The sequence below is a fragment of the Paenibacillus sp. Marseille-Q9583 genome (assembly GCF_976954365.1).
In genome coordinates, this window is sequence record NZ_CDRJTB010000014.1 from 43,245 (window position 1) to 61,252 (window position 18,008).

The 18,008-nt window shown below is 44.2% G+C and carries 18 protein-coding genes; 11 read left to right on the top strand and 7 right to left on the bottom strand.

Features of this window, described 5'->3' with window-relative positions:
- Positions 1–8: 8 nt before the first annotated feature.
- Positions 9–1,916, top strand: coding sequence for a B12-binding domain-containing radical SAM protein (locus tag ACWNM1_RS09255; RefSeq protein ID WP_449600795.1), 1,908 nt, complete (start codon positions 9–11; stop codon positions 1,914–1,916).
- Between the two features lie 297 nt (positions 1,917–2,213).
- On the opposite strand, the gene ACWNM1_RS09260 is transcribed toward ACWNM1_RS09255, so the two are convergent.
- Genes ACWNM1_RS09260 through ACWNM1_RS09275 form a run of 4 tightly spaced genes read right to left on the bottom strand, consistent with a single transcriptional unit; the run spans position 2,214 to position 5,765 of the window.
- Entirely contained in the window at positions 2,214–3,164 is a 951-nt protein-coding gene (locus tag ACWNM1_RS09260; RefSeq protein WP_449600767.1) for an alpha/beta fold hydrolase, read from the bottom strand.
- A gap of 27 nt (positions 3,165–3,191) precedes the next feature.
- Positions 3,192–4,160: a type I phosphomannose isomerase catalytic subunit gene (locus tag ACWNM1_RS09265; protein ID WP_449600768.1), complete on the bottom strand. Its 969-nt coding sequence runs from the start codon at positions 4,158–4,160 to the stop codon at positions 3,192–3,194.
- Positions 4,161–4,206: 46 nt separating this feature from the next.
- Positions 4,207–4,809, bottom strand: coding sequence for a class I SAM-dependent methyltransferase (locus ACWNM1_RS09270; protein ID WP_449600769.1), 603 nt, complete (start codon positions 4,807–4,809; stop codon positions 4,207–4,209).
- Positions 4,809–5,765, bottom strand: a complete 957-nt coding sequence (locus tag ACWNM1_RS09275) for a TIGR01212 family radical SAM protein (RefSeq protein ID WP_379422980.1) — start codon at positions 5,763–5,765, stop codon at positions 4,809–4,811. The genes ACWNM1_RS09270 and ACWNM1_RS09275 overlap by 1 nt, the downstream gene beginning before the upstream one ends.
- A 316-nt stretch (positions 5,766–6,081) precedes the next feature.
- Between ACWNM1_RS09275 and ACWNM1_RS09280 the strand changes: the two genes are divergently transcribed.
- Positions 6,082–6,267 (top strand): hypothetical protein, encoded by a 186-nt coding sequence (locus ACWNM1_RS09280; protein WP_449600770.1) that lies wholly within the window; start codon positions 6,082–6,084, stop codon positions 6,265–6,267.
- A gap of 195 nt (positions 6,268–6,462) precedes the next feature.
- Positions 6,463–7,179, top strand: coding sequence for a tRNA (guanosine(46)-N7)-methyltransferase TrmB (trmB, locus tag ACWNM1_RS09285; protein WP_449600771.1), 717 nt, complete (start codon positions 6,463–6,465; stop codon positions 7,177–7,179).
- A gap of 85 nt (positions 7,180–7,264) precedes the next feature.
- Here the strand turns inward: trmB and ACWNM1_RS09290 are convergent, their stop codons facing one another.
- The gene (locus tag ACWNM1_RS09290) at positions 7,265–8,380 is read right to left on the bottom strand and encodes an MGDG synthase family glycosyltransferase (protein ID WP_449600772.1); all 1,116 of its coding nucleotides are present in this window, start codon (positions 8,378–8,380) and stop codon (positions 7,265–7,267) included.
- A 49-nt stretch (positions 8,381–8,429) separates the two neighbouring features.
- Positions 8,430–8,957, bottom strand: a complete 528-nt coding sequence (locus ACWNM1_RS09295; RefSeq protein ID WP_042185706.1) for a phosphatase PAP2 family protein — start codon at positions 8,955–8,957, stop codon at positions 8,430–8,432.
- Positions 8,958–9,360: 403 nt separating this feature from the next.
- Between ACWNM1_RS09295 and ACWNM1_RS09300 the strand changes: the two genes are divergently transcribed.
- The 4 genes from ACWNM1_RS09300 (at position 9,361) to rplT (ending at position 12,028) form a co-directional block, all read left to right on the top strand.
- A complete protein-coding gene (locus tag ACWNM1_RS09300; protein ID WP_042185708.1) occupies positions 9,361–10,599 on the top strand; it encodes a glycosyltransferase family 2 protein in 1,239 nt (412 codons plus the stop codon).
- Positions 10,600–10,878: 279 nt separating this feature from the next.
- Entirely contained in the window at positions 10,879–11,376 is a 498-nt protein-coding gene (infC, locus tag ACWNM1_RS09305; protein WP_042125071.1) for a translation initiation factor IF-3, read from the top strand.
- Positions 11,377–11,436: 60 nt separating this feature from the next.
- Complete coding sequence (rpmI, locus tag ACWNM1_RS09310) at positions 11,437–11,637, top strand: 50S ribosomal protein L35 (RefSeq protein ID WP_036679507.1); 201 nt, start codon at positions 11,437–11,439, stop codon at positions 11,635–11,637.
- A gap of 31 nt (positions 11,638–11,668) precedes the next feature.
- Positions 11,669–12,028 carry a 50S ribosomal protein L20 gene (gene rplT / locus ACWNM1_RS09315; protein WP_042125073.1) on the top strand — a complete coding sequence of 120 codons (360 nt, stop codon included), beginning with the start codon at positions 11,669–11,671 and terminating at the stop codon, positions 12,026–12,028.
- Between the two features lie 137 nt (positions 12,029–12,165).
- Here the strand turns inward: rplT and ACWNM1_RS09320 are convergent, their stop codons facing one another.
- Positions 12,166–12,708, bottom strand: coding sequence for an acyl-CoA thioesterase (locus ACWNM1_RS09320; protein ID WP_042185711.1), 543 nt, complete (start codon positions 12,706–12,708; stop codon positions 12,166–12,168).
- 307 nt (positions 12,709–13,015) lie between these two features.
- Between ACWNM1_RS09320 and ACWNM1_RS09325 the strand changes: the two genes are divergently transcribed.
- From ACWNM1_RS09325 to ACWNM1_RS09340, 4 genes are all read left to right on the top strand, one after another.
- Positions 13,016–14,071 (top strand): BMP family lipoprotein, encoded by a 1,056-nt coding sequence (locus ACWNM1_RS09325; RefSeq protein ID WP_449600773.1) that lies wholly within the window; start codon positions 13,016–13,018, stop codon positions 14,069–14,071.
- Between the two features lie 184 nt (positions 14,072–14,255).
- Positions 14,256–15,794 carry an ABC transporter ATP-binding protein gene (locus ACWNM1_RS09330; RefSeq protein ID WP_283910668.1) on the top strand — a complete coding sequence of 513 codons (1,539 nt, stop codon included), beginning with the start codon at positions 14,256–14,258 and terminating at the stop codon, positions 15,792–15,794.
- On the top strand, positions 15,787–16,860 hold the full coding sequence (locus ACWNM1_RS09335; protein WP_042125082.1) for an ABC transporter permease: 1,074 nt from the start codon (positions 15,787–15,789) through the stop codon (positions 16,858–16,860). The genes ACWNM1_RS09330 and ACWNM1_RS09335 overlap by 8 nt, the downstream gene beginning before the upstream one ends.
- The gene (locus ACWNM1_RS09340; protein WP_449600774.1) at positions 16,861–17,817 is read left to right on the top strand and encodes an ABC transporter permease; all 957 of its coding nucleotides are present in this window, start codon (positions 16,861–16,863) and stop codon (positions 17,815–17,817) included.
- The last annotated feature ends 191 nt before the right edge of the window (positions 17,818–18,008 follow it).

The following is an 18,008-nucleotide window of genomic DNA, read 5'->3' on the forward strand; positions in this document are numbered from 1 at the left end:
GTGTAGCATTGAAAATCGTTCTGACCACGCTAAACGCAAAATATATCCATACCTCACTGGCGATCCGTTTGCTTAAAGCTTACAGTGAGCATGAATTTAAAGATATTCATTTGGTGGAGTACACCATTAAAGATCCCGTGATGAATATCGTGTCCGACTTGTTTCAGAAACGGCCAGATGTGATTGGCTTCTCCTGTTATATATGGAATATCGAAGAGACGCTCAAGCTGATCGGAATTCTTAAGCAAGTGATGCCTGAGGTTACGATTGTTCTCGGAGGACCGGAAGTTTCTTATGAGCCGCTGCATTGGATGAAGAGAGAAGCTGGCATTGATTTTATCGTCAACGGAGATGGAGAAGAGACGTTCCATCATCTGCTGCAGGAGCTGAGAGACGACCGGAAATTTCATTTTGTGTACGGAACTGCTTATCGTAAGGGAGAGGAGATCATTGTAAATCCACCTCGTCCCAAAAGCGATCTAAATACGCTGCCTACACCGCATCGTTTTCCAGAGGATATTCCAGATCTGAGCAAACGTATTGTTTATTTTGAGACAAGCCGTGGGTGCCCGTTTAACTGTCAATTTTGTTTATCCAGTATTGAGGTAGGCGTACGTTACTATGATATTGAACGAGTGAAGTCGGATTTACTCTACTTAATTGAAAATGGCGCCAAAATCATTAAATTCTTGGACCGCACCTTCAATATCAACCGCAACTATGCGATGGAAATGTTTCAATTCCTGATCGATAATCATCAAGGCTGTGTGTTCCAGTTTGAAATCACAGCAGATATCATGCGGCCCGAAGTTCTGGATTTCCTGTCGAACAATGCGCCTCCGGGCATCTTTAGATTTGAGATTGGTGTACAGTCTACAAATGATGAGACGAACGAGCTTGTTAAACGCCGCCAGAATTTCAAGAAGCTCTCTCGTACGGTAATGAAGATTAAGGAAAGTCGTAATATCGATCAGCATCTGGATTTAATTGCAGGGCTTCCAATGGAGGATTACACCACCTTCCGCAAAACCTTTAACGATGTATTCGTTATGGAGCCAGAAGAGCTGCAGCTTGGATTCCTCAAAATGCTTCGCGGGACGGGTCTGCGTGCACAGGCGGCAAAATATGAGTATACGTATATGGAACATGCCCCTTACGAAATTCTTAGCAGTCATATGATGACCTTCTCGGATATTATTCGTTTGAAGCGGCTTGAGGATGTGCTGGAGAAATACTGGAACAGCCACCGGATGGACCATACAGCCAAATACTTGATCCGTCACGTGTTTGATTCACCATTTGATTTCTTTCAGGAGTTCGGTGACTACTGGGAGGAGAGAGGCTGGCAAAAGATTGGGCATCAGCTAGAAGATCTCTTTACCCGTTTGCAGTCCTTCTTGATAGATCGTGGGACTCCATCTATGGATATTATTACTGGGCTAATGAAGCTTGATTATTTCCTAGGACACAAGTATAAGCCTCGCAAAATCTGGTGGGATTTCGTACTGGATAAGTCAGATTGGTCGAGTTACTTGAGGGATATCGCTGCTAATCCGGGTCAAATCTCTGCGCAATTGGCAGAAGCCGGACTCAGTGAAAGAGAGCTGCAAAAATATACGGTGCTTGAAGTGCTACCGTTCTCGCTTGAAGCGGTGCTGGAATCCATCAGCGGTCTACGGGCGGATGGGGGTTCAGAGGAAGAGGAAGCAGGCGATGCTAACGACGGGGCTGTACCTTCTCCTGAGTCATTAATACAGGGAGTTACAGAGAGTAGTTTAGAAGAGTCTGTCCAAACCACTAGCTCATCTGTAGCCGTAGCTGAATCACCTTCCGTTCGAGAAGGTCGTACACTGCTAATCGTAATGTATCAGCAGAATGAGAGCCAACGCGCTCAGTATTATACGCTGCCTTTGTAATAAGGCGATTGTGTTGGGAGGAAAGACCGTTCCTTTGGGGGCGGTCTTTTTGTTACATGCGCAAACGTCTTCTGAATTCACAAGTGGTGGAGGGAAGTGATGATTGGCCATAAAAGATATCTAAATCCGAAAATGAAGGGGATAGTAATGACTGGCCAAAAGTGAGAGCGGAGGGGAAGAAAGGAGCAAGGAGAAATGTAAGCTGCTCACAACCCAAAACGAAGAGCAGCGATACCCCAATAATGGGAGGATCGCTGCTCTTCTGTCTAAAACAAACCGAAAAACCTCGTTTTACTCTTAATTTGTAGTCGTAACCTCAGAAGGGAGATGCAGTTCTAACCAATTCAGCACATCGGCTGTAACTTGATCCCGGTTCACCTCATTAAGCATTTCATGCCTGCCACCTGGATAGAGCCGATACTCTACGTCCGATATTCCTCGTTTCTTGTACAACTCCGCAAGACGAGGAATGCCTTGGCCGCTCATCCCTACAGGATCCTTATCCCCACCAAAAATATAAATAGGTTTACTTGTACATAATGTCCTAAGTGATTCCTCGGAATGGATCTCCCTTAGGAGGTGGAAAAAACCACGGAAAAAGCGTGTTGTACAAATGGCTCCGCAGAATGGATCGGCAATATACTTATCTACTTCCGCATCATCGCTGCTCAGCCAGTCATATGCAGTTCTTACGGGAGAAAAAGCACGGTTGTAACTGCCGAATACTAAGCTGTTTAGTAGTACACTTCGGTGATGTTCACCCTTTAACTTGAGCTGTGCACTAGCCAGAGATTCTCCAAGGCGCAACATACCGCGAGGACCATTTGTACCGCTTAGGATAAATCCTGCATAGATTTCGTTACCCTCTTCACACATCAGCTTTTGAGCCAGAAAGGAACCCATGCTATGAGCGAATAGAAAGATGGGCTTACCTTCATGTTTGGAGAGTGCTTTGGCTGCTACCTGGAGCAGATTGCGCCGCATCCAGTAGAATCCGTCCTCACCAACATCGCCAAGCAGATCGACTTGACCAGCGGTTTTACCATGTCCCCGGTGGTCATTGACATATACTGCATAACCTACTCCGGTTAATGCTTCCGCAAAACGAGCATATCGGACAGCTGTTTCACACATACCGTGAGAAATTTGCACGATTCCTCTAACTGGCACATCGGATTCAGGTAACCATTCATAGACATGGATATTTACACCTATGGGATCCGTTAGGGTAAAACTATTTTCCTTCATGGTCCATTCCTCCTAAAGGTTCTCGACTTATGGTAAATAAGAGCGAAGCACAGTAGAATGACCTTCGATAGCGTAACGGCCGAGACTGGAAGGAATCAGATAGCATTCTCCTGCAGCATAAGGTTGGGAGCCTCCATCCCAAGTAAGATGTCCGCTGCCTTCACAGATGACTAGAATAGTGAAGCTGTCTTCTGTAGTGGTGAGGTCCCATGAACCATTTACGATTCCTTTTTCTACGATAAAATATGGCGAAGCGGCAAGTTGCAGCCACTCTCCAGGGACTGCGTTATCTGTCTTCATCGAAGTAGCCCCGGCGCCTTCATAAGCTGTAACATTAAGTGAATCTTCAATATGAAGCTCACGTGGTTTTCCGTCCAGGCCTGGACGGTCATAGTCATAAATGCGGTATGTAGTGTCGGAATTTTGCTGGATCTCTGCTACAACGACACCAGCGCATAGCGCATGAACGGTTCCGGCTGGAATATAGAAGGAGTCTCCTGCAGAGACAGATACTTCTTGAAGGCTATCCATAACGGTGCCTTTCTCCAGTGATTCGCGCAATGTTTCACGATCCACGCCTTCTTTAAGGCCATAGATGATTTTGGCACCTGGCTTAGCGTCTAACACGTACCACATCTCTGTTTTGCCCAGTTCACCTTGTGGCAATCCCTCATAATCATCTGTAGGGTGGACTTGAACGGAAAGATTGTCGTTGCAGTCCAGCAATTTGATTAGTAGAGGAAATCTTCCACCCGTTTCTGAAATCCCTTTGCTTCCGAACCATTCATGGCCGAACTGCTCACGAATTTGATCTAAGCCTTGACCGGCTAACTCTCCGTTTACCACCGAAGACGTTCCATTCGCGTGATCGGCGATCATCCAGCCTTCGCCAATATGTCCTTCAGGTAGGTCTAGGCCGAATTTCTCCAGCGCGCGGCCTCCCCAGACACGTTCTTTAAACTCCGGTTGAAATTTCAAAGGATATGGTTGAGTCATTGCTACATCTTCCTTCCCAAATATAAAATAGTTTGATGCTTACAGTTTAAGAGGGGTTTCCTTTTTTCTTTTCGAGCGCAATCATATAAGGTGAATCCGTGCGCTGCAGCTGACGATAAACAATGCTTTGTGCTACCTTTTGAGAAACAGCTTCTGCCCAAGATTCAACAGCAGCGGCTTCTTTATCTCCGCCTGCATGGCCGGGATAAAGAACTGCCGTAATGATCCCACCTGGACGCAGTAACTGTAGAGAAGCTTCCAAGGCTGCAATGGAGCTGCCCGGCTGAGTAATGATGTTCTTGTCGGCATCTTCTGAAGGCAAGTAGCCTAGATTGAACATTACAGCTCCAACGGTGCCATGCCAGTTCGCTGGAACTGCTTCAGCCATTTCGACGTGACTACGTTCCAGTAAGGTGACGGTGGCGAGCGAGGGAGCTTCCTCTTTTGCAAGCCGCAGGCGCTCTTCAGCCAGGTTCAGCGCTGCAGCTTGAATGTCAAAGCCGTAGACTTCACCGCGAGTTCCGGTTGTTTTGGCTAGAAAAAGCGTATCAGCACCAGTACCCACAGTGGCATCAATCGCACGATCACCTAAAGTTAACCGCTCAGAGATTAATTTATGAGCAAAGCTTAAAACGGACATAAAGCCCATTAGCTCTTCCTCCAATACTTACCCTGCCAAGTATCACGAGCAACTAGCTCATCGTCAATGGCATTTAGCACTTCCCATTTCTTGAGGCTCCACATCGGTCCGATTAAGAGATCCCGAGGAGCGTCTCCAGTCAAGCGATGTACAATCATTTCAGGGGGCAAAATTTCGAGTGAATCGGCAATGAGCTTCACATACTCGTCCTGTTCCATGAATCGTAGCAACCCAGCTTCGTATTGCTTCACCATTGGTGTTTTACGCATGAGATGTAGAAGGTGAATCTTAATTCCTTGTACATCCATGCGAGCCACAGCAGATACCGTTTCAAGCATCATTTCATGCGTCTCCTGTGGGAGACCGTGAATGATATGGGTGCAGACACGAATGCCGTGACGCCGCAACTTCTCAACAGCATCCACATAACACTGGCTGTCGTGAGCCCGGTTAATTAGCTCAGAAGTGGAGTCGTGTATAGTCTGGAGCCCCATCTCTACCCACAGATACGTGCGCTCGTTTAGCTCTGCCAAATATTCGACAACATCATCCGGCAAACAGTCAGGCCGTGTAGCAATAGATAGTCCAACGACACCTGGCTGCTGTAAAATCACTTCGAAATATTCTCTAAGCTCTTCGACCGGAGCGTACGTATTCGTATAGGCCTGAAAATATCCGATGTATTTAGCATTTGGCCATTTTAGATGCTGCTTGTCACGGATATTATTAAATTGGGTGACGAGATCATCTCGGCGACTTCCCGCAAAATCACCAGAACCTCTGGCACTGCAAAAAGTACAACCACCTTTAGCGATGGAGCCGTCACGGTTGGGACAGGTAAAGCCTGCATCAAGCATAACTTTGAATACCTTGGTGTTCAAATGTTCACGCATTTCGTAATTCCAGGTATGAAAACGTTTATCTCCCCAAAGCTGCGGAGGAGTAGTGTATTGAAGATTAGACACGAGGAGCTCCTTTCTGAAAATATAAACATGGAAAAGTATCCTTATATTTTTCTGAGACGGATGGCATCCTTATAAAAGAACACACAGCCGTTTTTTATAATCCAATACATTGTATCAAAAAACAGAGCTCGGCGTAACATTCACTCCCGGTACTGGCATGAAAAATAGGCCGAAAGTAAGGCGCTTTCAACTTGAAAATGCTTACATAGTATGTTATATTCAGAGTGTGAAAAGCTGCTGTGGCTTAAAGAAATTCAGCCAGGAGTTCATAATTTCGTGTCGTCCGATCCATAATAATAACCGTGAGGTGATAGCAATGAATTCTCAAACGGTATATGCTGAGGGTAAAGATTCGATTGAAGTCCACTTAACGCCAGATGAAGCCCTTGCACTAACAGGCGTGGAATTTAACGGCAACCCTAAGATCAAGACAGATGCACAGCGTAAAATTCGCAACGCATTCGAAAAAAAGACATTTGCTACAAGCTCAAACACAAAGTAGTCCTAATCTACCGGACAAGAATGAGCCTTAATTCCAAATATACACAACGAAGGAATTCCCCTGGATAGCTCATTTAAGAGCTGAGCCAGAGAATTCCTTTTTCTTTTTTACCCCAATCCCTTTACTTTTCGGGACAATTTCGGCACAATATTGCAAGTGACAGTTATCGTATAAGAGATAATCGGAGGAATACCTATGCGTTTACGCGGAAGAAAAGGAATACGTGAAAGTTTGGAAGAACAGACCGATCTAGTCATTCTTGACCCTCGGAGTTATAAAGGTGAGTGGTCTAAGCTGTTCGGAAATGATCATCCGATCCATGTGGAGTTCGGAATGGGCAAGGGACAGTTTATCAGCCAAATGAGCTTCAAATATCCCGATATTAATTTTATCGGCGTTGATATGTATGATGAGCTGATCCGCCGTGCTGGAGATAAGGCTAGAGTAGTATGGGAGCCGGCAGGTCATGAGACGCCGCCCAACCTGAAATTGGCACTCGCCAATATTGATTATGCAGAGGAAGTATTTGCTCCAGGAGAGCTGGAACGAATTTATCTTAACTTCAGTGATCCGTGGCCAAAGAGTAAGCATGCTCGTCGTCGTTTGACACACCCGCGTTTTCTTGACAAATATCGGGGGCTGCTAAGCGACTTAGGTGAAATTCATTTGAAAACAGATTCTCGAAGCCTATTTGAATTCTCATTAAATGCATTTGCGGACTTCGGTTTACAGATGAAAAATATCTCGTTAGACCTACATGCGGACGGCATCATAAATGAGGACCATATTATGACGGAATACGAGACGAAATTTGTCGGACGTGGCGTGAATATCCATCGTTGTGAGGCCATTGTAGGTGCGGAAGCGCTCAAGCAGTATCAAGCTACCCGTTTGGACAAATATCGGTTGTAGTTACAAAGCACTGCTCCAAAAGATGTGCTTCAATAATAAAGCGGCAGCCTTCAAGTGGTTTGGAGGCTGCCGCTTTTAAAATTAATTATTCCAGTAATTCGATAATGCTCTGAGCACATTGCAAAGGGTGGTAACGGGCGATTTCCTCAAGATGACGTTTTCGCTTATTCTGCACATCCTCGTAGTTGTTTAATAGACGTTCCATCCACATTACGACTACGTCTAAAGACTCTATCGGCTCTCCGAAACCTGCTGCGGTAAAATAGCGGCAATTCTCCTCCTCCTGCCCGGGCAGAGGGTTATAGAAAAGCATCGGTATTCCTTTAGCGAGCCCTTCACTGCAGGTCATTCCACCCGGCTTCGTGACGAGCAGATCGGACACCTCCATCAGCTTGTCAATCTCACGCGTAAAGCCGATCAAGGATATATTAGGATGATTATAACGTGAGTCTTCTTTCATTTCCTGAAGCAGCTCTTCATTCTTGCCGAGACAGAAAACAATCTGAATCTTCTCACGCCATTCCGCCAGACAGGCATTTACAACCTGATCGTTCATGATCCCCCAGCCGCCGCCCATGACTAGTACCGTTGGCATATCCCTGAGATTGAATTGCTGTCGAATTTCCTGCTTTCCAGGATGCTGCCAAAAGTTAGGGTGTACGGGTATCCCTGTAACCTGAATTTTCGCAGCAGGAATGTTTCGCATGCGTAATTTGGATTTAACCTCTGGTGTTGATACCAGATAACGGTCTACCTCTGGACTGATCCAGCTGGCATGCGCGTCATAATCCGTTATAACAGTTACGAGTGGCACCTTTAAGGTAGGATCCAATCTCTTAAGGCGAGATACTACAGCACCCGGAATGAAATGTGTGCAGACGATAACGTCAGGTTTTAACTGCATAACAACATTTTTGGTATGTGTATAAAATATACGATGCAGGGCAAGCGTGGTAAGACGATTAAATGATTTCTGGTGACGGTAGACATACCCCATCAGCTTTGGCTGTGTCGTTACCGTCTTACGGTAAGCGGACAGAATAATGGGTGCCATTTTGGGGTTTAGGAAATTCCCAAGTTCTAGCACCTTCGTTTGTAAATTAGGTGACAGTTGGCGCAGACTGCTCGACAGCGCATATGCTGCTTGAGTATGTCCCGCGCCAAAGCCTTCTGAGAGTATTAAAATTCTTTTTTTTTGCAATTTTGATTCACCTATTCTCAAAGGTTTTCCCGGTTTAACCATATATACTTCAGATCCATAAGGCTATAGTGCCCGCTGCAACACTGGTTCCGATCACTAAGCCTGCAAAGACATCAGATGGATAATGTAATCCCAGATAAATGCGTGAAAACCCGACAATACAGGCCAGCGGCAGCAGAATAACGGTCAAGGCAGGAAATGCTACCATATATGGGACCGTTGAAGCAAAGATAGCTGTAGTATGACCAGAAGGAAAAGAATGATCCTTTAATGGATTACGAAATGTGTTCGTATCCGGTAGCGCCAGATAAGGCCGCATGCGTGGATACAGTTTTTTGGCGACAGCAACGGGCAAATGACTAACAGCTAGAGCCGTCATTGCTTGCAGGCTAGCGGTTCTCCATGGCTGAGGAGCAAATGCCCATATCAGTATGTTGATAACAATTGTGCTTGTAGCTCCACCCAAATGAGTGAGATAGAAGAGCCAAAAGTTCAGAAAACGATTATGCATTCGTCCGTTGATCCACTTAAAAAGGTGCCGCTCCCAGAGATGTAGCTTCATGAATAAATGTCTCATATCTTGTCCCTCCGCCAGTCGGCTACCGATAACAGGTGCTTATGAGCAGTCCGTTCTTTAGCATTAGATCTGTCTTAATCATACTTTTTAAAGGTAGTCCATTTCAAGGAAAAGCTCAGTTTTGCTAGAAATTTGCTAGTTTTGACTTAGAGCCGCTAACGCCGTACAATGATTCAAGCGGACTAAACATGTTTAAAAGGGTAAGAGATAAATAAGGATCCAAATAAATGGAATCCATACAATTCTTTTAAACAACACATATAAAAATTGTGAAGTCTGCCTAGAATAAGAATACTCTTGGTCTATTGTTAAGGGATGCAACAAAAGGGTCAGAAGGAACGTCAAGCAAGCTAGAGAGAAAAAAAAGAACACCGAGAGTGAAAAAAGGGGGCATCAAAAGGTCATGACAGACGCACTGTTTGTTACGCTCCAAGTGATCTTGGCAGCAATCGCAGTATATCAGTTTACCTTTTCGTTATTTGGTCTGCACAAGAAAAAGACAAAGACAAAGTATAAGCCAGAAAAAACATTTGCAGTACTTGTTGCTGCACATAACGAGGAAGAAGTCGTCGGCGCTTTAATGGAGAACCTGAAGCAGCTTAACTATCCTTCAGAACTGTTTGACGTATTTGTAATTTGTGACAATTGTACAGATGGCACAGCTCGCATCGTTAGAGAGCACGGAATGAACGCTTGTGTCCGTACTAACCCGAATCTACGTGGTAAAGGTTATGCCATTGAATGGATGCTCAAGGAGCTTTGGGGCATGCAGCGTCAATATGACGCAGTTGTAATGTTTGATGCCGATAATCTGGCACATACTGAATTTCTGATGGAGATGAATAATGATCTTTGTTCAGGAGCGCGTGTTATTCAAGGTTATATTGACACCAAGAATCCAGAAGATTCCTGGATTACTGCAGCGTATGGTGTGTCGTATTGGTATATTAACCGTTTGTGGCAACTTTCACGCCATAATTTGAATATGGCGAACTTCCTTGGCGGAACAGGAATGTGTTTCGAGACCAATCTCCTTAAAGAGATGGGCTGGGGAGCTACAAGCTTGGTTGAGGATCTGGAGTTTACGATGCGCAGTGCATCTCATGGTGTATATCCTAAGTTCAACTATGACGCAAAGGTATTTGATGAGAAGCCTCTAACTTTCAAGGCCTCTTCAAGACAGCGTCTGCGCTGGATGCAAGGACACTTCACTGTAGCTCGTCGTTATTTTTTTCCATTACTTTGGCAAAGTATTAAAGAACGTAGCTTAACGAAGTTTGACCTTGCGCTTTACGGAGCAAATGTGTACATTGTTTTGCTCACCTTCTTGATGACGGCGGTAATGTGGGTGGATATGGCCCTATTTAACGGACCGAATATTGCTAATATTTACGGCAGCTTGCCAGTCTGGCTCGGTTTCCTTGCGATCGGTTTGAATCTGGTGACCTTTGGGATTGCGATGGCTTTGGAGAAGGTTAAATTTAAGAAGGTGTACGCTTATCTGGTGTTCTTCCCAATTTACCTGATCTCTTGGTATCCTATTACGTTCTATGCGTTCTTCACGCAGAACAACAAGCAATGGAGCCATACCAAGCATACGCGTGTCGTAAGACTTGAAGAAGTGCAAAGCAAGCAGGTATAAGATATTTAAGAATATTGAATAAAAGAATTGACACTCCGTTTGGAGTGGTGTATAGTATTCAAGTACGCAAATCATAGGGATTGCAAGAAGAAGCACCTGCTTCTCACCTGACTGGCACATTCGCCGGCTGGTTTTGATCTCAATGCTTTATGAATGTTAATGTTCATGAACGTTGATCAAACACGGGGTGTCGGGTGTTACCGGCACCCCTTTTTTATGGAGTAAGGCAGTATATTTGTTAAAAAGATCCGGAGGTGGAGAGTTATCAGTAAGGAACATATGATCAATGATGAAATTCGGGCCAAAGAGGTACGGTTGGTTGGTGCGGAAGGTGAACAAATCGGAATTAAACCGATCCGCGAAGCGTTGCAAATGGCGATCGATCTTAATCTAGATTTAGTCAATGTAGCACCACAGGCTAAACCGCCGGTATGCCGCATCATGGATTACGGCAAGTTCCGTTATGAAACGCAGAAGAAAGAGAAGGAAGCCCGTAAGAACCAGAAGATCGTTGATATCAAGGAAGTCTGGTTCCGTGCTAACATTGAGGAACATGATTATCAAACCAAGTTCCGCAATGTGATCAAGTTCTTGGGTGAAGGCGATAAAGTAAAGTGCTCCGTTCGTTTCCGCGGACGTGAGATTACACATGCGAATATCGGCCAGAAAATCCTCGAGCGTGTTAAGAACGAAGTGGCTGATATATCTGTTGTTGAGCGCCAGCCTAAGCTGGAAGGTCGCAGCATGATTATGATCTTGGCTCCTAAAGCCCAATAAATCTGGAGTCACTTGCTTACATGCAATTTGGCGCCGCATAATATTCAAGGAGGAAACACCATGCCTAAGATGAAAACACATAGCAGCCTGAAAGGCCGCTTCAAAATTACCGGAACTGGTAAAGTAACACGTTACAAAGCTCACAAAAACCACTTGCTGTCCCACAAATCTAAACGCGCTAAGCGCGTTCTGAACGGTAATCCAGTAATGGCCCCTGGGGATGTAAGACGTTTGAAACAAGGATTGGCTAACTTGAAATAGTTTATCACACATTTTTGGGAGGTTTATTAATATGGCAAGAGTTAAGGGCGGATTTGTAGTTCGTCGTAGACATAAAAAAGTATTGAAATTGGCAAAAGGTTATTTCGGTTCTAAACACCGCATTTTTAAAACAGCTAAAGAACAAGTAATGAAATCGATGGTTTACGCTTACCGCGACCGTCGTCAAACTAAACGTAACTTCCGCAGACTGTGGATCGTTCGTATTAATGCAGCAGCTCGTTTGAACGGTCTTTCTTACAGCAAGCTTGTATACGGCCTGAAATTGGCTGGTGTAGAAGTTAACCGTAAGATGCTGGCTGATCTGGCTGTAAATGATCTTAACGCATTCAACTCCTTGGCTGGTATTGCCAAAGAGAAAATCAACGCGTAAGTGTTGTAATATAATCGAAAAGCACCGCCTGCGTGTTGCCCATGCAGCGGTGCTTTTTTGTGTGGTATGAAGTATATAGAATGCGGAAATATTTCTCTGCCGTAAAAAACGAGAAAAAAACTCTGCATTAAGCAGAGTTATTCCCAGTACTTCACAGTATTGAGCTCGGCAGCGAGTTTTTTACTGATGGTTCTTCTTACTTTGCGTAGCTCGGAACGTTCATTAGCTGATTCGCTGATCAGTTTCTCTTCATCGGTCTCTGGGATTATGGCAGGAACTGGAGTGGGAGTGCCATCCTCCCCAACTGCAACAAAGGTAAGGAATGAAGTGGCAGCGACGGCGCGCTCACCCGTATATAAGTTTTCTGAAATGATCTTTACAAATACCTCTATGCTTGTACGTCCGGTCCAAGAAACGAAGGATTCGAAGCATACGGAGTCTGTAGGTCGGATGGGCCTCAAGAAGTCAACAGAGTCTGTAGAGGCTGTAACGACATTAGCACGGCAATGGCGCATAGCTGAGATGGAGGCTACTTCATCAATGCCGCTCATAAGCTTACCGCCAAACAATGTTTTGTGATTATTAACATCATTAGGGAAAACGCGTCCGGTTTTGAAGACACGGGATTCACGGCAATATTTAAAAGCCGGCATCGTTTGTGGATTTTTTTCATCGGTCATATCTGATAACTTCCTTTCAGTGCAAATACTAAGCAATTATAATAATAGAAAACACATAAGTGTGCAATAATATTTGTAATGTGTTGGAATACTATACAAAGTAAAATAAGGTTTTCTAACATGATTCAAACATGATGATAACATGTCGTGTCATGGAAAGCGGTTACTTGCGAAAAAGTACAAATATTTATTGACCTGAGGTCATTTATGGACTGGATTTTAGATTTTATTGCAGTTATAATTTGATCTATGGAATGTCCAAGTAGAACACAGATGACATCCAATATTTTAAGGGGGATCACATTCAATGAAAAAAGTTTTCAAGCTATCTCTTGTAATGTTGCTGGCATTCACAGTAGTATTGGCCGGTTGCGGAAACAACAACGCTAAGAATGCTGCAAATGGCGAGACTAATGCAGGAACAAATGGCGGAACAAATGCCGCAAAATCTGATTTCAAATTTGGTATGGTTACTGACATCGGAGGCGTAAACGATAAATCGTTTAACCAATCCGCATGGGAAGCATTACAAGCTCTTGAAAAAGAAACAGGTTCTTCCGTTAAATATTTGCAAAGTAAATCAAACGCTGACTATGAGCCAAACCTTAACCAATTCGTTAAAGATGGCTACAACTTGACTTGGGGTATTGGTTTTGATCTTGGCGACGCAATTAAAAAGGTTGCTGGTGAGAACGCAAATGCTAACTTGGCAATTATTGATAGCGTTGTAGATGCTCCTAACGTAGCATCCGTTACTTTCTCTGAGAACGAAGGTTCCTTCTTGGTTGGTGTGGTTGCTGGTTTGACTACAAAAACTAACAAGGTAGCTTTTATCGGCGGTATGGAAAGCCCAGTAATCAAACGTTTTGAAGTAGGCTTTAAAGCTGGTGTATTAGCAGTTAAGCCTGACGCTAAAGTTACAATTACTTATGCAGGTGCATATGACAAACCAGATACTGGTAAATCTCTTGCCGCTACATTATATAACGATGGTAATGACATCATCTTCCCTGCTGCTGGTGCAACAGGAAATGGCGTCTTCAACGAAGCTAAATCCCGTAACAAAGCTGGTGGTGCTAAAGTATGGGTTATCGGTGTAGATAAAGACCAATCCATTGAATTTGGTACAGACGTAACTTTGACTTCCATGATCAAACGCGTTGACGAAGCTGTTAAGAAGGTTTCCAAAGAAGTAATCGATGGTACTTTCAAAGGTGGTACTACAACTGTTCTTGGTTTGAAAGACAATGGTGTAGGTATCTCTGATACATCTAAAGTTAACGTTTCTGAAGAGATCTTGGCTAAAGTTGAAGATTTCAAAAAACAAATCATTGATGGAACAATTACAGTTCCTTCCGAATAAGATCTTCCTTTTTTAACGGATTACAATAAGCGATAAACAACAAAGAATAAGGCCGGTTATGCGCTGGCCTTATTCCTTTTTAAAGCACTGGTAATGATAAGCTGGACACAGTTATACCGCCTTGAAGAGGGCGGTACATCCTTGTCCACATTGTAGTTATATATTCTGTGATGAGGGTGATACCATGAGTGCTGCGGCTCCTGTCGTAGAGTTGAAGCAAATCACAAAGCGATTTCCCGGAATTGTTGCTAACGATTCCATAAGCTTGACGTTAAAAAAGGGAGAGATTCTTGCATTGCTCGGTGAGAATGGTGCAGGGAAATCAACCCTAATGAATATCGTATTTGGATTGTACCAACCAGATGAAGGAAGTATTGAAATCGACGGGAAACCGGTTATAATTGATAATCCCAATAAAGCAATTGAGCTTGGTATTGGTATGGTGCATCAGCATTTCAAGCTCGTGGAACCTTTTACGGTTACTGAGAATATCGTTCTTGGGATGGAGCCGAAGAAAGGTCTTAAAATTGACTATAAATCCGCTGCGGAACAGGTTCGGAAGCTATCGGAGCAATATGGCCTGCAAGTGAATCCTAATGCCGTTATTCATGACATTTCTGTAGGTATGCAGCAAAGGGTAGAAATTATGAAGACCCTGTACCGCGGAGCGGATATTCTCATATTTGATGAGCCGACTGCAGTGCTTACGCCTCAAGAAATTACGGAATTGATGGCGATTATGAAACGGCTTGTTGCAGAGGGGAAATCGATTATCCTGATTACGCATAAGCTTAAAGAAATTATGCAAATATCTGATCGGGTCACCATTATTAGACGCGGAAAAGTAATCGATACCGTAAATACGGCGGAGACTAATCCTAATGAACTAGCTGAGAAGATGGTTGGACGTGGCGTAACCTTCAAGGTAGATAAGAAGGCTCCTGAGGTTGGTGAAACTGTACTTGAGCTGAAGGATGTGAACAGCAAGAGTAAAGATGGTGTCTCAGTGCTGGACGGCCTTAGCTTTGATGTGAAAGCCGGAGAAATTCTCGGAATAGCTGGTGTAGATGGCAATGGACAGAGTGAACTGATTCAGGCCATTACAGGTCTGCGTAAAATTGATTCTGGTTCTATTCAGGTGTCCGGGAACGAGATAGCTAATTTATCCCCGCGTAAGATTACGGAGATGAATGTGTCTCATATTCCAGAGGACCGTCATAAGCATGGTTTGGTGCTTGATTTCTCAGTAAGTGAGAACATGGTTCTGGAAACTTACTATAAGAGTCCATATAACAAAAATGGCTTTATGCAAAATGATGTCATTGATAAATATGCTGAAGGTCTTGTGGAGCAATTTGATGTGCGTACACCTTCAATTCAGACCAAAGCACGTTCTCTATCCGGCGGAAATCAACAGAAAGCGATTATTGCTCGGGAAATAGATAAAGATCCGACATTACTTATTGCAGCACAACCAACACGCGGTTTAGATGTTGGGGCTATCGAGTTTGTTCAAAAGCAGCTTATCGCACAGCGTGACCAAGGAAAAGCTGTATTGCTCATTTCGTTTGAATTGGACGAGATTATGAATGTATCAGACAGAATTGCTGTTATCTATGAAGGCAAAATTGTCGGTGAAGTGTTCCCGCAGGATACGAATGACCAGGAACTGGGTCTTATGATGGCAGGCAGCTTGAAGCGGGGAGGTAAGGCAGTTGAATAAGTTCAAAAAAATCTTCACAACTGACAGCTATATCGTTCCTCTTGTCGCCATCGTACTTGGTTTTCTTGTGGGAGCAATAGTTATGCTTATGGGTGGTTATGATCCAATAACTGCTTACTCCGCACTGTTCTCACGTGTATTTGGTAACTTGTACAACTTTGGTGAAGCCGTGCGCGAAATGACGCCATTAATGCTCACTGGTTTAGCCGTAGCCTTTGCATTCCGTTCAGGGATGTTTAATATCGGGGCAGACGGACAAGTGATGATTGGGATGACAGCTGCGACCGTGGTTGGCATTAAATTTGCAGCCTTGCCAGGATTCATATTGGTTCCGCTTGCTGTTATTATAGCGGGGTTATGTGGAGGTCTGTGGGCTGGCATCGCCGGCTACTTGAAGGCTAAACGTGGGATTAATGAAGTTATTACCACGATCATGTTAAACTGGGTTGCTCTGTACTTGTCGAATTATATTGTAAGAGCATTTCTGTTACTCCCGGGACAGAATCGTTCCGAGGATATTCCAGCTTCACTTTCCATGACGTTCTTGAATTCGTTATTTGACAATGCACGTCTGCACTGGGGAACAGCTATTGCCCTTGCCGCAGCAGTATTCTTCTATGTCTACTTATGGAAGACTAAGCAAGGATATGAAATGCGTGCTGTTGGTTACAATCCTCATGCTGCCGAGTACGCAGGTATGAATGTTGGCCGTAACGTTGTAAAAGCAATGTTCATAAGTGGAGTATTTGCAGGGTTGGCCGGAGCAGGAGAGGTACTGGGTGTATTCCATTATCAATCTGTGTTCGCGGCATCACCAGGATATGGTTTTGATGGTATCGCAGTGGCTCTACTTGGTTTAACACATCCACTAGGTGTTGTTCTTGCTGCGATTCTCTATGGTACGTTGACTTATGGTTCTGCTGGAATGAGTTTTGCTGCAGATGTTCCTCCAGAGCTTATTCGTATCGTTATAGGTTCAATCATATTCTTTATTGCGGCACAAGGGATTGTGCGCTGGGTGCTTAAGCCCTTTTACTTCAAGCGCAAGAAAGAGAAGGTGTTATAGATGGATCTGCAGACGTTAGGTCAACTGCTTAATACAACGCTTGTTTTTTCCACAGCGCTCATTTTTGCCTCACTTGGCGGCATCTTCTCTGAACGCTCCGGTGTCGTAAATATTGGACTTGAAGGTTTGATGATGTTTGGTGCTTTTGCCGCAGCAGTAGGCGGTTATTATGCTCAAGATGCTGGGATGGGTGAATGGGCTCCTTGGATTGGCGTACTATGTGCTATGGCCGTCGGGGTACTTGGTTCACTAATTCATGCAGTTGCAGCTATTACCTTTAAATCGGATCAGACGATCAGTGGTACGGTTATTAACTTTTTAGCCGCAGGCAGTACGCTCTACATGGTAAAGCTGCTGTTTGATGGATCGGCTGAAACTCCACTAATCGATGGGTTTAACAAGGTTGCAATTCCTGGACTCTCCAAAATCCCAGTGATCGGTGAAGGGATATTTAATTCCTATCCGACCACTTATCTGGCCATTGTGCTGGTTATTGTTATTTATTTCGTTTTGTTTAAAACGCCATTTGGACTGCGTTTACGCGCAGTAGGTGAACATCCTAGTGCTGCAGACACCTTAGGGGTCAAGGTGAAGCGGATGAGATATATCGGCGTAATGCTGAGTGGATTGCTGGCTGGTATCGGTGGTGCTACAATCACTCTAACTACAACCGGAACCTTTGGACATAATACGATTTCAGGTCAAGGTTTTATCGCTATTGCAGCGATGATCTTTGGTAAGTGGAATCCGCTTGGTGCCTTTGGCGCTGCTGTATTCTTCGGATTCTCTCAAGCAATCCGTAACTACGTACAATTGTTTGAATGGTCAAAGGACATTCCACAAGAGTTTATCTTTATGATTCCTTACGTATTAACGATCATTGTATTGGTGGGTGCTGTAGGTCGTTCCGCTGCTCCTAAGGCATTAGGTCAGCCTTACGATCCTGGTAAACGCTAGATCTTTTCAGTTTTTGCATATATCATTATCAAGCCGTATTTCCGGACTTTTCCGGAGATACGGCTTTTTTTGTTAGGATCGATATGGATAAACATTAAGAGGTAAGGGCAAGTGTACAGGCGGAGGTGCTTTTGTGCGAATAAACTGTTTTGAAGATGGCGGGAATCAGAGGCATGCAAAACTTTTTGGAG